Below are 17,480 nucleotides of genomic sequence, written 5' to 3'. Positions count from 1 at the left end.
TTATGGGTTACCTTGCTGCAACAGTCTGGTGACGAAAGAATCAATTTGACTGATGCTATTTTCGATCTTCAACCGATCGCCATCTGCGATATGCTGTTCTAGTGTTTCACATAGCTGTTTGCCGAGAAGCAGGTTCAACATAGCAAATACGCCTTTCAGTCGATGTGCGGTCTGCGAAAGCGATATGAAATCATGTTGCTGAAGTTCAGTATACAGTTTCTTCAGATCTACCGGTACTGTCTCAACAAATAAGGAATAATAGTCACTGGATTTAAGTTGTTGCTCGTATGCACTTATATCATCATCAGCAATAGATTCAGACACTTCAGAGGATTCATCTGATAGGATTCGCTGCTCAATTAATAATAATACGGCATCAATGACTGCACTTCCTAAATTATAATTTACCCGAATATAATTATCCTGCAACTGCTGCAAACCCACCTCATCAGAGGCTAGCAATAAGGTAAAGTTATCATAGTGTTGCGGGTTATCCGTTACTGTCACGTCGTAGTCTCTTCCCGGCAGACGGTCATCCACAATAATGCAGTTAGCGCCGAACGAATTCAATAATGTTGTGATGATGGAGCGAACTTCTTCTGACGTTATATCTAATAATGCCGTGACTCCGTCCAATAACTTCTCTTGCTCCTCCTGTTGATCATTTTCTACGTCAATTGTAACTCGAATAGTATAACGAGTACCTATATCAACTTTGCTACGAATTTCTAATTGACCGTTTAATTTTTTACATAATTGGTTACATAAAAAGAATGTTAGCCCTGAGCTGTGATTGTATCTGTCGACCAATGTCTGGCTGAGGAAAGGGTAATTAAGATTACTGATCTCTTCATCAGAAATGCCTACACCGGTATCAATTATCTGAATGATGAGTTGTTCCGGATGCTCTGGCTCATGGTCAACATTCAGGGTGATTTTGCCGTAAGCCGTCGTAATAACCGAATAATGCAGCAGTAGAGAAAGTATTTTACGTAATACTTTTTCATCACCGATGTAGTTTTGGTCAATATTAACGCGATAGTGATTAAATAGAGTTAACCCTTTTTGGTTAATTGCCGGGAGCATATCGAGTAGAAGTTCATCAATTAATGCTGATAGCGAGAAGCGATGTTCCTCCGGTTGCCAGTCTTGTGTTTCCAGACGCGTCAGTAGGGTAATGTTATCAATCAGTTCAATGACAGCGTCAGATTGTGCAATTAATTTAGCTGTCAGGGTATGCCGCAGCTCATCATCAGTAGTGTGCTGTAACTCTTTGGCTATCTGATTGAGGTGACTGACCGGTTGGTTTAGTTCAATCCCTAAATTATGCAGCATTAGTTTCCGCGCTTGCAGGCTCTTATCATATTCGCGCCTTGCCTGTTGCAGCCTTTTGTTGACTAACACTTCTTTGTCTTGATCATGAAGCAGGAAAAGATAAGTTTCCGGTGAAATCTTACTGTGGAACATGCGAATTTCGTAAACTTCATTGTTCACTGTTCCCTGAATCACACCATGGTGCTGCTCCGCCATATGGGCAATTTTTTGCAGATTAAGGTGTGGCATCAGATTATCGGCTATCTGGTTGCTGGCAATAACCGCGTTATTGCTGAAATTATAAACCAGCAATCCTTGTGGCAGGCTGGTAATAATTTCCTGACTCAACGATTTTTGCGTTTCCAATTGCTCAACCATGTCCGCACTGGGGTAAACAAATTGGCGGCGAATAAAATAGATACCCAAAATAGCCAATGACAGCAGTAATAGGTTGGTTAGGATCAGCCAGAAATTGTTCTTCAATAAATCAATCGCCAGCACACTGATAGGAACCCGATAAACAATTTTAAGGGTGGCGTTCGCTAGGGGAGCGGAGAACTCAAGCCAGTAGCCATTAAGTGTCACGCTAGCGGTGGTGATATCCTCTGGTGTCATCCCCTCATTGATTGGCGTTTTATCCTGTTGCAACAAGAAGTTGGCGCGCGCCATATTAGGGGGAATTAAATCATTAATCGGTAAGTCAAAAGCGATCACGGTGGCCAGATGACCGGGGTGATTAAAGGTGGTTCTCAGCGTAAAATAGTAGGCGTTCTGAAAGCGTAATTTTCGTAGTGGTGAGAAACTTTCTCTTTCATCTAGCGTATTGGCTTGCTGGAGCATCTCCGCGCGCCGCGATTCTGCCGCTGCCGTCAAATAACTTTCTTTAAAGCGCGATGTGACTTCTTTCAGCGCCTGTGTCGTGATGAGCGTTAGGCTATTATCTTGACCATTAAGATAATACATGGAGTAAGTATCATTCTGTGACCCCCAGTGGCTGTCGAGATACTCAGACAACCGCAATGTCATAGGGAGTGTCAGGGGTTCGTGATTGCCAAAAATGACGGCATCCGTTTTTCTGCGCGGTTTTTCAATATAGTAAATATCAGGGCGCAAGCGGACTTCTTGAACATTCAGCATGCTCTTCTCAGACATGCTCGGATTATTGGCTAAATCATATATCTGATAGGTATGGTAGCGGTAATCATCAATACGTTGTTGCAACCCAGTGGCTATGGCGGTTAAGGCGTGCTTTTTATCCGTCAGGTAAGCATTGGTATAGTTATAGCCATACAGCCCAATGGTGATGAGCAACAATACGATAAACAGCCAGAAGCAGCGGGTAATGTTGGCTGAACTGGTAGATAACGAGTTATTTTGCATAAAGGTAATGCATATTCCTTGGTTAGCGCGTCACGGCTCTGGCGCTGGCGGTAACGGTCAGTAACAACAGTGCCACACAGCCAAAAGCGACTGATAAATTACTGAGTTGGGCAACAAAGCCAATTGCCGCTGGGCCTGCCAGAATCCCGGCATATCCGATAGTCGTGATGGAGGCGACAGCTAAATTGGCTGGCATCACGGTCTGGTTACCGGCTGCGGTGAACAAGATAGGCACCACGTTTGATGCGCCCAACCCCACGAGCATAAAGCCAATCAGGGCAGCAAGTGCGCTATCAACACTGATTGCCGTGATAATCCCGATCGCTGCACACAGACTTCCCCCTAATAATACCTTGTATCGGCCTAATCCGTTGACAATCCGATCACCATTTAAACGGCCCAGTGTCATAGCTATGGCAAATACGGCATACCCCATACCCGCCTGTGATGGCTCCATACCACGTAATGTTGTTAAGAAGACCGCACTCCAGTCGAGCATGGAGCCTTCAGCCAGAAACATAACAAAGCATAAGAAGCCGATGAACATCACCCAGCCACGGGGTAAAACAAAGAGCGGGCCGTCATGGGGTTCACCGCTGCCTTGCAATAGGTTTTTGTTGGCAGCTAACAACAGGATAATCATTAATACGACGGTCGCAATAATGGCCGCTAAAGGACTCAGCCCTAGCCACAGTAAAGCACTGACGCCGCCCGCCCCGGCAATCCCGCCGACACTGAATAGCCCATGAAATCCCGACATCATTGCTCGGCCGCTGGCCTTTTCGACAATGACTGCCTGAATGTTCATGGCGACATCTATTATGCCCATCGCGGCCCCGAAGACTAAGAGGGCGATAGCCATCGTGACTGGGGTATTCATCAATGCAAGCAAGGGCAAATCGAGGCAGAGTACCGCACCTGCCAGTAAAATGACGGCCCGACACCCCCATTTTGCTGTCAGCACGCCAGTCAGGGGCATGGCGAGCATTGAACCGACACCAATACACAACAGCAGTAAGCCAAGAGAAGCATCATTAAGGCCAATACGCTCCTTAGCAAAAGGCACTAACGGCGCCCACGCGGCCATCCCTAATCCGGCAATAAAAAAAGCTAGCCGAGTAGAGACTTGCTGTGCAACACCGGGCTGCAATGTTTGTTGGAGTGTTTTGGTGGTCATGAGGTATCGGATCTGCGATTGGTATGAATAATAAATATAGACAGACGTTTCTATCACAAAGCGAAATGCCGGTCGAAGGGATTTATCTGGAATAGCATAATACTTGCCGCCTTTCCTTGGTGATTGGCCTATTTCACTCACAAGTAGGTTAAATATTGCACAGATAAAGGGTTGGATTCATATTCTGCAATAAATCTAAACTATCCTATGGTGATAATGAGACTTTGTTGCAAAAATGTAATCTTTATTGATTAATTTTGCTTATGGTTATGGATTGCGCTTAGTTGCACCTATTTTGACTGATACTGGTAATGACATTTTCAGCTGAAACGATTAATTTTTAATTTTATCAAATAGTTAACTTGATTATTTTTTGCTTTATCTCTTAGTGCTAGCCTGATTTTTATCATTTCAATTATTTATGATTGTAAATTAAATGAAAAATTTAATTGTACAGTCATGAAATATCTACTTATATCTAAAGAGTGGCTCGCCAACTTATTGTTCGAGATCACATTAAAAAATATGTATAAAAAAAGAGATGTGCAGATCACGCTGATTTTTTGCTGTTGTTAACCACACCAGAAACAAGCTCAAACCCTCTTTATTGAGGTGTTTATATACCCTCCAGCGTCCGACTTATCCGGGGAACCCCCGGGTATGTTCTTACGTGGAGATACCGTCTTGCTTGATTTTTGAGGTTATCCATGGCGAATTCAGTAGCGGGTTCAGTTGATATTATTTCGCGGCAGAATGGGGCGCTTATCTCTGAGGTTGCAGGCAACCAAGCTGTTGTCACGCTGAACGGATTGAGTATCGTCCGTATCCATGGCACGGCAGAAAGTGTAGCGAGCTATGAGCGTCAGGGTAGTGATCTGATTTTGCGCATGAAAGACGGTACAACCGTCCGCTATCAGAATTTTTTTATCACCGACGGTGAAGGGCATTACAGTGAATTGGTGTTTGATGATGGCGTCAACCCGCCTGTTCATGCCAGTTTCCCTGCAGCTATGGGCGCTGCTGCTTTCGGCGATGCCATATTGGTACCGCAATTTACCGCAATTGATGGGGTGGCCGGTCTGGCCCTAAGCGGCAGTAGTAGCTCCGCTGGGCTATTGGCCGGATCATTGGGTTTTCTGGCGATCGCCGGCGGTATCGGTATTGCCGCATCGCATAGCAGTAACAACAATAGTGGCAGTGCGGGGGGGAATAATGGCGGTAATATTGAGCCACCGACAGGCAATCCCAACCCAAATCCCAACCCAAATCCCAACCCTGACCCCGACCCCGTCGTGACATTGAAAGTGAATCCGTTGACCGGTGATAACCGTCTTAATGGCAGTGAAATCACTATCAGCCAAACCTTGAGTGGTACAACAACCGGTGTCGCTGCTGGGCAATTGGTCAATATCACGATTAACGGTACGACCTATACTGCGAAAGTGGCTGCTGATGGATCCTGGCATGTTTCGCTTCCCGCCTCGGTGTTGCAAGGATTACATGACGGTAGCTATAACGTGGTGGTCACTGTCAGCAATGGCAGTGGCCAGACGGCGGAGCAAACTATCACGGTGGTGGTGGATACCACCGCCCCCACACTGACAATTTCACCTGTCGCGGGTGATGGCATTATCAACGCCGCCGAAACCAAAGCGACCGTCGCCATTAGTGGGACGTCTACTGCCATTGGTGCCACCGTTTCCGTTGTTTTCAATGGCAAAACCTATACGGGTACGGTACAGAGTGACGGCAGTTGGAGTGTCAATGTTCCAGCGAGCGCACTCGTTGGGTTGGCGGACGGCTCACAATCCATCTCTGCCACGGTAACGAATAGTGCAGGCAACAGTGCCAGTGCCTCTGGGCATGTCATCATTGATGCCGACCCTGCCAACCTCCCTAATTTGGCGATAAACGACTTTGCTGTAGATAATCACCTTAACGGGGCAGAGCAAAAAGTTAGTCAGACATTGAGCGGCACAACCAGCCATGTTGAGGCTGGCCGATTAGTCCTCATCACATTGAATAATAAAACCTATACTGCCACTGTTGGGGCTGATGGTAAGTGGAGCACTCAGATTCCGGCCGCAGATTTGGCGATGATTGCCAATGGTACCGCCACTATTCATGCTCAGGTTACGGATATCGCCGGTAACCCGGCCAGTAAAGACAGCAATATCCTCGTCGATAGCACCCAAGGTGGTTTGGGTATCAATACCGTTGCGGGCGATAACCTTATTAATGCCATTGAAGCACAAAATGACCTCACCGTAACCGGCACGTCAGCAGGCTTGGCACTAGGCACACAGGTTACCGTCACGTTAAATGGCATACTTTATACCGACTTTGTTGATGCGGATGGCAACTGGAGTGTGCTTATTCCTAAAGGGGATTTAGCGAACCTGCTTGATGGTTCAGTAACATTAACGGTTAAGGCCACCGGTGTGCCAGACAGCACCTTGCCACTCGGTATTTACATCCATAGCTTACCCGTCGTTACCATTAATCAGCCTTTTGGTGATGGGAATCTCAATGGTGCTGAAGTCAATTCAAGCCAAACAGTCACGGGGTCAACGGGGGTTACGGGAGCGGGGCAGACCGTTTCGGTGAGCTTTAACGGTGTGACTTATCAGGCAATAGTCGATATTAATGGCAGTTGGTCATTAGTTTTACCCACTGCAGCCCTACAGGCATTGGGCCAAGGGAACCTGCCGCTGGTGGTGACGGTCAGCGATGCCGCAGGTAATAGTGATAGCAAGCCGTTGGTGGTGAATGTCGATACACAGGCACCGACACTGGTGGTCAACCCTGTGGCCGGTGACGGCATCATTAACGCCGTTGAAGCCGCCGCAGTGATAACACTCAGTGGACGCAGTTCTGAGATAGGCGGCACAGTCATCATCACTTATGCAGGGAAAACCTACACCGCCGCCGTCTTGCCAAATGGTTCTTGGGCGGTTGATATTCCGGCCGGCGATCTCTTTGCCACTGCCGATGGGCGCTACCCATTCAACGCGACTATCGCTGACGCCGCGGGTAATACCACCACCGTTACGTCGACCGTCACTCTGGATGTTAATCCTGCTCATTTGCCAACGCTGACCATCAATCGCTTTGCAGGTAATGATATTTTGGATGGTGCAGAACAGCGGGTTGACCAGATAATCAGTGGGCTAACCACGAATGTGGAAGCGGGTCGTGTAGTGTCCATCATACTGAATGGCAAAACATACACCGCGACGGTTGCGGCGGATGGCAGTTGGAGTGCCAAGGTCAGCGCGGCAGATTTAGCCCTTCTGGCGAATGGTAGCACCAGTATTACGGCGACCGTTACAGACGTGAGCGGTAATTCTGCCGTAGGGACTCATAACATTGTTGTCGATAATAATTCGTCGGGACTCGGTATTAACCTGATCACGGGCGATAACCTGATTAATGCAGCAGAAGCGGCGGCTGGGGTGACGGTCAGTGGGACCTCGTCCAATGTGAATGCCGGGCAAACCGTGACCTTGATGCTGAATGGCAAAACTTATACTGCCACAGTCGGGGTAGGCGGCAACTGGAGTACCCAGATTCCTGCAGGCGATCTGGCCCAGCTAGCGGATGGCACTGCGGCGTTATCAGCCTCGGTTATGGATGCCGCTGGTAACACCATCAACAGCACAACGACGCTGGGGATTTATACCCATACCTCTCCGGTTGCCAGTCTGACACTGCCTTTTGGTGATGGCACGCTCAACAGTGCGGAAGCCGCACTGGGGCAAACATTAAGTGGGAGCACCGGCATCACGGGCAGTGGTCAGCACGTCAGTGTGAAACTTGGCGGTGTGACCTATTCGGCGACCATCGCGACGGATGGCAGTTGGTCACTCGTGTTGCCCGCCAATGTGCTCCAAGGCTTGGGGCAAGGCAACCAGCCACTGGTGATCACCGCCAGTGATGCTGCTGGCAATAGCAATACGCTGAGCACCCAATTTAACGTGGATACTCAAGCTCCGGGTCTGTCTGTTTCACCGATTGCGACGGATAACATCATTAATGGCGCAGAAGCAGCGACAGGTATTTCAGTCAATGGCAGCAGCACAGAAATAGGTGCCATTGTGAAAGTGACCATTGGCGGCCAGACCTATACCGGAGTGGTGCAAACCAATGGTAGCTGGAGCATCACTATTCCTGCAGGGGCACTGGCGTCTCTCAGCGATGGGACCTACGTGGTCAGTACACAGGTGCAGGATGTGGCCGGTAATAGCACAACAGTGACACAAAATGTCACGCTGGATGCCGATCCGCTCAATTTACCTAGCCTGACGATTAATACTTTCGCCGGAAATAATATTCTTGATGGGGCTGAACAGTTAGTCAGTCAGGCTGTCAGCGGTAGCACCACAGGGATAGAAGCTGGGCGGGTGATCACCATTTCGCTTAATGGCCGAAACTATACAGCAACAGTGGACTCTTCGGGTAATTGGAGTACCCGCATTCCTGCCGCTGATCTGGCGTTGCTAACCAATGGCATGACGAATATTACGGCAACAGTCAGTGATATGAATGGCAATGCGGCCAGTGGTAGCCACAGTATTATCATCAACAATGCCCAGAGCGGAATTGGGATAAGCCTGATAGCGGGCGACAATCAGATCAATGCGCAAGAGGCCGCGGCAGGTGTCACGGTTAACGGTACCTCCAGCAACCTCAATCCTAACCAGATAATTACCCTGACACTGAATGGTAAAACCTACATTACTGTTACTGGCGCGGGGGGAAGTTGGAGCCTGAATTTACCTGCGGGTGATTTGGCGCTACTCGCGGATGGCAAAGCCACATTGACCGCCACCGCCACTGACAGCGCGGGCAACACTGTCTCGACCAGCAGTGAGTTGGGTATTTATATCCATAATTTACCCGCCCCGATAACCAACCTACCTTTTGGCGATGGCACGCTGACAAAAGGCGAAGCGGGCATCAGCCAGAGCTTAAATGGTTCCACGGGGATTTCTGGGGCCGGGCAGACAGTAACGGTGACGGTGGGCGGCAAAACGTATCCGGCATTAGTCGGCAGTGACGGTCAATGGTCACTGACGTTACCAAGTTCGGTATTGCAGGGGCTGGCGCAAGGTGGGCAGTCCATCACGGTGCAAGTAACCGATGCAGCCGGTAATACCAATAGCAAGGTGACGGCGATTACGGTCGACACGTTGGCACCTGAATTGTCCGTCGGACCGATCGCCGGTGACGGTGTGATCAATGCCAGTGAAGCTGCAGCAAACATCCCGGTATTTGGCACCTCCAATGAAGTAGGGGCCACTGTTAATGTGGTCATTAATGGGCAAACTTACAGTACCACGGTGGGGCCTTCCGGCAGTTGGAGTGTGGATATTCCGGCTAATACCCTGAATTTATTGGCGGATGGATCCTACCCCATTAGCATTTCGATTCAAGACAGTGTTGGCAATATTACCACTCAGGTTAGCAATGTGACGCTGGCAACGCAGTCACTTCCTGCACCAACACTGAGTACACCGTTTGCTGATGGATACCTGAACGCAGCAGAAGTCACGACCAACCAAACATTAACTGGCTCCACAGGTGTCAGTGGTGCAGGGCAAAAAGTGGTGGTAACGGTGGGTGGCGTGGAACACCAACTGGTGGCCGATAATAACGGCAATTGGCAATTAACCTTAGCACCGTCTGAATTGCAAAATCTGCCTAATGGCAATCTGACTATTGTAGTCACTGCGACGGACAGCGCCGGTAACAGTAATACGTTCACCGGCAATGCCACAGTAGATAAAATCGCGCCGGATTTGGTGGTAGATCCCATCAGCACCGACAACATTGTCAATGCCACTGAAGCTCTAAGCACCGTCAATATTACCGGTAGTGCGCCACTGTCAGAAGTGGGGCAAACGGTCTCTGTGGTGCTTAATGGCATAACCTACACCGGTTTGGTTCAACCGAACGGCAGTTGGAGCATTCCACTGAGTAGTGCCTTGCTGCAAAGCCTAGCAGACGGTAGTTATCCGATTAGCGTCACGCTCAGTGATAGCGCTGGCAACCAAAAGACCGTCGGTAGCACGCTGATCATTGATGCTGATACCACTCGTTTACCGACGGTCACTATCAGCACCATTTCCGGCGATAATTTCATTAACCGGAATGAATATTCACAAGATGCGCTGATCAAAGGGGTTTCTACTCATGTGGAAGCCGGGCGCACTGTCACTGTTACCCTTAATGGTAAGAGCTACAGCGGCCAAGTACAAAGTGACGGCAGTTGGCAAGTGACCGTCCCTGCCGCCGATGTGAGTCAATTGCCTGAGGGGGCATCCACTGCGCAGGCGACGGTGACGGACTTGGGGGGGAACCCTGCGAGTACCAGTCATCAGGTGACGGTGATAGCCTCTCTTGCTGACCAACCGTCGTTAACGGTTGCCACGGTCACCAGCGATGACATTATCAATTATCAGGAAAGTCAGTCAGCACTGACCATTCATGGCAATAGCCTGCATGTACAAGCCGGGCAAACGGTGACCGTGGGTTTACACGGTAAGTTCTATCAGGCGCAGGTGCAGGCGGACGGCAGTTGGAGTGTCTCCGTTCCTGCCGTGGATGTGCAGGCGCTGCCACAGGGTAACAACGTCATTACCGCCACGGTTAATGATGTCGCGCAAAACCCGGCTAGCACCACCCACAATGTCACGGTAGATACGCAAGCCCCAGTTCTCACCGTCGATGTGCAAACCAACCTCGATAATGTTTTAAATCTGGCCGATGCCTTGCTGGGTGTGGTAGTGAAAGGAACTTGCACCGGAGATGCCGGGTTGACGGTGACCGTCACACTGAATGGTCATGACTATAAGACGACAGTGCAAAGTGATGGCAGTTGGAGCTTAACCATTCCGTCGGCTGACTTATTGCTGTTGGGGGATGGCCCGCTGGCTGGCGGGATTAATGTCAGTGTGACCGACACTGCGGGCAATGAAAGTCACAATGTCACGAGCATCACGGTCGCTATCCACGATGTTCCGACACTGACATTAGCGCCCTTATTTGCTGATAACATTTTGAGTGTGGGCGAGATAGGAGCGAATGCCACCTTGACCGGCAGTTGCAGCAATCTGGCGATTGGCACGGCGGTAGTGGTGTCCATTAATGGTAAAAATTACCCCGGTAGTGTGACGTCAGCCGGTGTCTGGTCGGTGAATATTAGCGCCACAGAGTTGCAAGGCTTGGCTGATGGAATGACGAAAGTAACCGTCAGCGCCACTGATGCCGATTCGGGAAACGTCGCTTCAGCCAGCACTAACCTCGATATCTTAATCCATAATGTGCCAAATATTACCCTGCCAACATTACCGTTTGGCGATGGCTATCTGAATAAATTAGAAGCGGCCACCAGCCAAATTTTGACGGGAAATACCGGAGCCACAGGGAGTGGACAGATCATCACACTGAAAATTGATGGCGTAACCTACCCAGCGACTGTCGCTGCTGATGGGACGTGGGTCTGTGCTCTGCCTGCGGGGGCATTAAGTTTGTTAGCTGATGGGTCACACACGATTTCGGTCACGGTCACCGACCGGGTGGGTAATAGCGATACGGAGTCCGTTAACTTCAATTCTCAATTGATAATTAGCCCAACCCCAACGCTGGATACTGGGCCGATCATCGACGGTTATCTCAATGCGGTGGAAGCGGCCGCCGGTGGAATCTTAACTGGGACCACCGGGATTGTGGGCGATACGCGACAGCAGGTCACCGTCTATATTAATGGCACCGGTTACGCGGCAATCGTCACGGAAGATGGCAAATGGACATTGGCTTTGACCCCCGCCGTGCTGCAAGCCCTGCCGGAGGGGACATGGAGTGTGGCTGTCACCGCGAAGGATGCGGCGGGTAATAGCGGCACCTTGACGGGGCAGGTTGAGGTGATAACCCATGATTTACCCCAGCCAACACTGACATTGCCGTTTGGCGATGGGGTGCTGAACCATGCGGAAGCTCTGCTTGGGCAGACATTGAGTGGTAGCACGGGCGTTGTGGGTAGCGGGCAGAGTGTGGCTATTTTTATTGATGGTAAGTTGATCAATACCATTACTGCTGACCCTGATGGCAGTTGGAGTTTGCCGCTACTATCGGGGGTATTAACCCTGCTAGGGGCGGGATCACATACGATTGGTGTTACCGTCACTGATCGTGGCGGGAACGTGGTGGATATTCTGCCAAATCAGCCCATCACCTTTATTTCTCAGCAGTTGTTGCCACAGCCCACAATCAATCTTCCTTCCTTTGGCGATAGCATTAATATTGCTGAAGCTGGGGCGGTGACCACGATCAGCGGCAAAACCGGAATTTCGGGGAATAACCAGAATGTGCAGCTGAAAATCGATGTGGGTGGAATCATCTATATCGGCCAAGTGAACTCGCTGACTGGGGACTGGACAGTTACTATCCCATCAGGGGCGCTAAATAGTCTGGTTAATGGCGCGCACCAAATCAATGTCACCGTGACTGACTCCGCCGGAAACAACAATACTGGCTCATTGGGCTTTGACAGCTTCTTGACACTGCCACAGCCGACCATTAACACACCTCCCTTTGGTGCAGTGCTGAATCTGAGTGAAGCGGGGGTTGATCAAATATTGACAGGCACCACGGGTTTGCTGAACACGGCCCAAACTGTGAAAGTGACTCTCAATGGCAAGCAATATGATGCGAATGTGAATATCACCACGGGGGTATGGTCTGTCACGGTGCCAACGGCAGATTTAAAACTCATTCCTGATGGCTCACCCGCTATTCAAGTGGATGTACTTGATGGCGGTGGAAACAGTGGCAGCCACTCACTCAATATTGGTGTACAGACACACGCGTTGCCAACAGTCACCATCGATACTCCACTTTTTGGTCCTGTTTTGGACTTCCTAGAAAGTAAAGTGCCCCAGATTATCAGCGGCACCACCACCAATATGGCTATTGGCAGCCAAGTCAATATCACCTTTGGTGGCCTTAATCTCACGGCCACAGTGGGGGCTAATGGTGCGTGGTCAACCACAGTGAGCAGTGCTCAGTTGGGGAGTTTGGCACCCGGAAATGTAACGATCAATGCGTCAGTCACCGACAGTGTGGGTAATGAGGGCCATACCCTCAATCCAATTAACGTTGATGTGAATATCATTGTTCCTCCGGTGGTGCTGACTATCGACCCTATCAACACCAATAATATTATCAATGAGCTAAGTGATCCGCTGACCATCACGATTGGCGGTAAAGTGACCAATGCGCTGGGTGACAACGTTATTCTCAAAATCGATGGTGTCACCGTCGGTTTGCCGATCGCCATCGCGGTTGACGGGAGTTGGTCAGTCACCTTGCCCAAAATCACTTTCCCCGATGGAAATTATCAAATTACAGCATCATTGGAACTTGGTACTGCCTCTGAACAGGTCGGGCTGCTGGTTGACCGTGTTCCTCCCACCTTGACGGTAGAGCCATTTGCCATCAACAACACATTAGATGCGCTGGAATCTAAAGTGCCACAACAGGTCAGTGGTACAGCTTCAGTTGACGATATTGGCCGCACGGTAACGGTGACGCTAAACGGTAAAAATTACTCGGCGGTAGTTGTAAGTGCAGGTCTAGGTGCAACATGGAGTGTCACTATTCCAGTGGTCGATTTGCAGGCGCTACCCCAAGGCAATAATACCCTGACGGCGACACTGGCCGACCTGGCAGGAAACCGTGCCAATATCACGCCGATTACTGTTTTGGTTGATACGGTGCCAACACTGATCACCTTGGACGTCAGTGCGCCCATCCTTAACAACAATATCCTTGGTTCAATATTGTCTGGGACAGCGTTGGGATCCGAAGGGCAAACCTTAAGCCTGACCCTGGGGAGCACGACACTCACCACACTGGTAGGAAATGACGGTAAATGGAGCATCAAGGTGCTGCCACAGAACCTCTCAGGAATTGCGGATGGCCCATTGGTGGTGGGCTTGAGTGTGACGGATACTGCCGGTAACCCAAGCGGCAGCAATGTGACAGTGAATATTGCGCTCAATAAAGGACTGTCACTGGCGGTTGACCCACTCTTTAACGGTGGCTATCTCAACGCGGCTGGCGCGTTGCTGGATCAAACGTTATCGGGCACGGCACAAAATGCTGGGTTGGGTGCCAAGGTGAAACTCACCATTAATGGTGTCGAACTGACGGCTGATGTGGGGGCTAATGGCAAATGGTCACTGACGCTACCAACGGCACAACTGAGTCAATTAGCCGATGGCCCACTGTCATTGGCGCTCACCATAGTTGATGCTAATAATAATGTGGTTCAGGTGAATCCCGCACCAGTGTTGAATGTGCTGACACACAATCTGCCAACGTTTGGCTTATTAGACCCACTGTTTGGTGCCGATGGCATTCTTAATGCGGTGGAAGCGACGACAGCTCAAACACTGAGTGGGGTGATAAATAATGTCGCCGTTGGAACAACGGTTACTGTGACCATCGGAACTCAAATATTGACCACGCAAGTACAGGCTGGTGGTGTGTGGCATGTTGACTTGCTGCCGTCCCTGCTTGGTGGTCTGCAAGACGGTAGCTTGCAGGTCAATATTTCGGTCAAAGATGTGGCAGGTAACATCGTCAATACCCAAGTTGGGGCTACTGTTCTTATCCATAATCTGCCGCAGGTTAGTCTTAATCCAATCTTTGGTGATGGCATCCTCAATGCGGCTGATTTGCTGCTCAATCAAACCATCAGTGGTACGGTTAAGAATTTGCCCGCAGGGGCGAAAGTCACTATCAAACTGGGGACGGTTTCGCTAGAGGCCACGGTCAATGCGGACGGGACTTTCAGTGTACCAGTTGACGCTCTCACACTGAATGGGCTGCTGGCAGGTACGCTCAATGTTACAGCTTCGGTAGAGGATTCTGCGAAGAACACTAGCACAGTGACTGGCTCATTACTGGTAGATGTGACCCCACCGGTTATCGCGTTAAATCCTATCTTTGGTGACGGAAAGCTCAGTCTGGCCGACACTGCCATTGCGCAAATAATTAGTGGCACCGTCAGTGGAGTGACAACCGGAACACAGGTGAGTGTCACGCTAGGAGGGAAAACCTTCTTTGGCACCACCGCCGCAAATGGCAGTTTCACGATCACCTTGCAACCTGCGGATTTGACTGCACTGCTAAATGGTAACCTCAAGGTGGACGTCTTTATCACTGATCAGGCGGGCAACACTGCAAGCGCATCGGGCAACGTTAATGTCATTATCAACAATGTACCTAAACTGGTGCTGGACCCTATTTTTGGTGACGGGCTGCTGAGTATTCTGGATAGTCAAACCGTGCAAATCATTAGTGGGACGGTGCTCAATGGCACGGTTGGTGCGCAGGTACAGGTTCAGGTGGGCGCGTATCAACTGGTGGCAATCGTCGGGGTTGGGGGCGCTTGGATTGCATCAGTTCCGCCCATCATATTAAGCGGACTATTGGATGGCAACCAAACTATCAGTGCATCGTTGGTTGATGGGGCCGGCAATACCACCAGCGCCAATGGATTAGTCAATGTCCTGATTCATGCCCAGCCTACGCTGTCAGTCAATCCTATTTTTGGTGATGGCATTCTCAGTGTGGCAGATTTACTGGTAGCGCAGACCATCAGCGGCACCACCACCAATGTGGCGTTGGGCACCCAAGTCAATATTGCCCTCAATGGCAAAACCTACACTGCCACGGTAGGGGCCGGAGGCAATTGGAGTGTGCTGGTCCAGCCGATTGATTTAAAAGCAATGCTGACAGACGGTAACTTGACACTCACCGCTGGATTGCAAGATGCGGTGGGCAACCCTGCCTCCAGCACTGGCATTCTGAATGTTATCGCCAATGGCTTACCGACACTGACACTGGACCCTATTTTTGGTGACGGTTTGCTCAATGCGGCTGATGCACTTTTGACCCAAACTATCAGCGGTCATAGTACATTCGCCGCCGGTTCTACGGTAAATGTGACTGTCGGTAATTTGACACTGAATACCACCGTCAAAACCGATGGTTCGTGGAGTATTCCCGTTTCACCATTGATGTTAGCCGGCCTGCTTGATGGCAGTTTTACGGCCAGTGCCAGTCTGACTAATGCCGCCGGGCATAGCACCTCAGCCAGTGCACCGGTCACTGTCGGTATCACTTTACCAACGATCACACTAAACCCATTCTTTGCCACTGATCACTATCTCAGCGGTGCGGAGTCGACAGCGGCACAAGTGATCTCAGGAACCAGTACTCATGCTGTTGGTTCGCAAATTAAGGTGACAATTGGCGGGACGACGCTTCTCGGCGTCGTGGGCAGTGATGGCAGTTGGAGTGTGCCTATTACCCCGTCGGCTCTGACGGGGTTATTGGACGGTTCGGCCAAAATAGGTGTTTCAATCACTGATACCGTCGGCAATCAGGTTGCGGTGAACACCGATTTCACGGTGAAAACCCATGCCCTGCCATTATTAGGAGTCGATGTATTAGGCAATGTGGGCAACTTGGTATTACTGCCGATCAACGGATTAACCGTTTCTGGTTCCAGCGTAAATGTGCTGCCCAATACTAAAGTCAAAGTGGTTTTGCTGGGGCAATCCCTTGAGGGCACCGTTGATAGCACCGGGCACTGGAGTGTCAAATTCTATGGATCTTTCCTCGGGGCGCTGAATGTTGTCAGCATCCTAACCACCACAGTGGCGGTCTCGGTCACAGATGAAGCCGGTAACTACAAAGAGATATCGGTTGGTTTGCTCTCAGGTTCGGGTATTCAACTGCTGTCGGCTGATAGCGATATTCAAGCGACCAGCATGATGGTCACTCCAGATACCCAAGCTGCGCATACCGCCGGTGTCGAGAGCCAGACCGTTAACACTTCGACGGCTAGTGACACTTCGGCAGACCCAACAGCAGCGCAATCCGCGTCAGCTCAAACACAATCCATGGTCGTCGAACCACTGGCTGAACCTATCGACAGCATGCTGTCCACCACGGTGACAGAGGGGGGCTATACCATCGGCGGAATTACGCTGAATCTGGCCGATGGTGTGGTGATGTCTGGTGAAGCGCTGACCGGGAGCAGTGGCGCAGATATTTTCACTGTCAATTCACTGAATTTTAGCCATATCGATGGCGGTTTAGGAATGGATACTTTGCTGTTAGGTGGGACGCATCAGGTTCTAGACTTGACCAGTCTGGGGCTGAAAGTGGAGCACATCGAAGTCATAGATTTGGGGCAAAGCGGCACCAACAGCATCCGGTTGGATTTGCACGACGCATTAACACTGACCGATAAACCGCAAGATGACTTGTTGATCAAAGGGGCTGAAGGTGGTCAGGTCACCCTCAGCAATACGCCCGAGGGGGTCTGGAGCAGTGTAGGGCAACGCAACGTTGATGGGCAGGCGTTTGACGTTTACCACAATTCCTCTCTGGATAGCAGCAACACATTGGGAGATGTGTTGGTTCAACATGGCTTACAGGTGCATTTGGTGTGAAACCATGGATGAGATTAAGAACAAAAAAAGCCCCATAAAATAGGATCGGCACAGGAGTTTGTCGGCGATGAAAAGAA

The 17,480-nt window shown here is 50.1% G+C and carries 3 protein-coding genes; 1 reads left to right on the top strand and 2 read right to left on the bottom strand.

What is annotated here, in order from left to right; genetic code table 11:
• Together rcsD and HUZ92_RS04335 are read right to left on the bottom strand one after the other, a co-directional pair.
• Window positions 1-2,694 (bottom strand): phosphotransferase RcsD, encoded by a 2,694-nt coding sequence (gene rcsD / locus HUZ92_RS04340; protein WP_050096939.1) that lies wholly within the window; start codon window positions 2,692-2,694, stop codon window positions 1-3.
• Between the two features lie 22 nt (window positions 2,695-2,716).
• The gene (locus tag HUZ92_RS04335) at window positions 2,717-3,871 is read right to left on the bottom strand and encodes an MFS transporter (protein ID WP_050295298.1); all 1,155 of its coding nucleotides are present in this window, start codon (window positions 3,869-3,871) and stop codon (window positions 2,717-2,719) included.
• Between the two features lie 707 nt (window positions 3,872-4,578).
• Here HUZ92_RS04335 and HUZ92_RS04330 point away from each other — a divergent pair.
• Window positions 4,579-17,403: an Ig-like domain-containing protein gene (locus HUZ92_RS04330; protein WP_174846789.1), complete on the top strand. Its 12,825-nt coding sequence runs from the start codon at window positions 4,579-4,581 to the stop codon at window positions 17,401-17,403.
• Window positions 17,404-17,480: the final 77 nt, after the last annotated feature.

Origin of the sequence: Yersinia vastinensis (assembly GCF_902726565.1) — a bacterium.
Lineage (GTDB): Bacteria > Pseudomonadota > Gammaproteobacteria > Enterobacterales > Enterobacteriaceae > Yersinia > Yersinia vastinensis.
The sequence above is the reverse complement of the archived record's forward strand: the minus strand, read 5'-3'. Positions and strand labels throughout refer to the sequence as shown.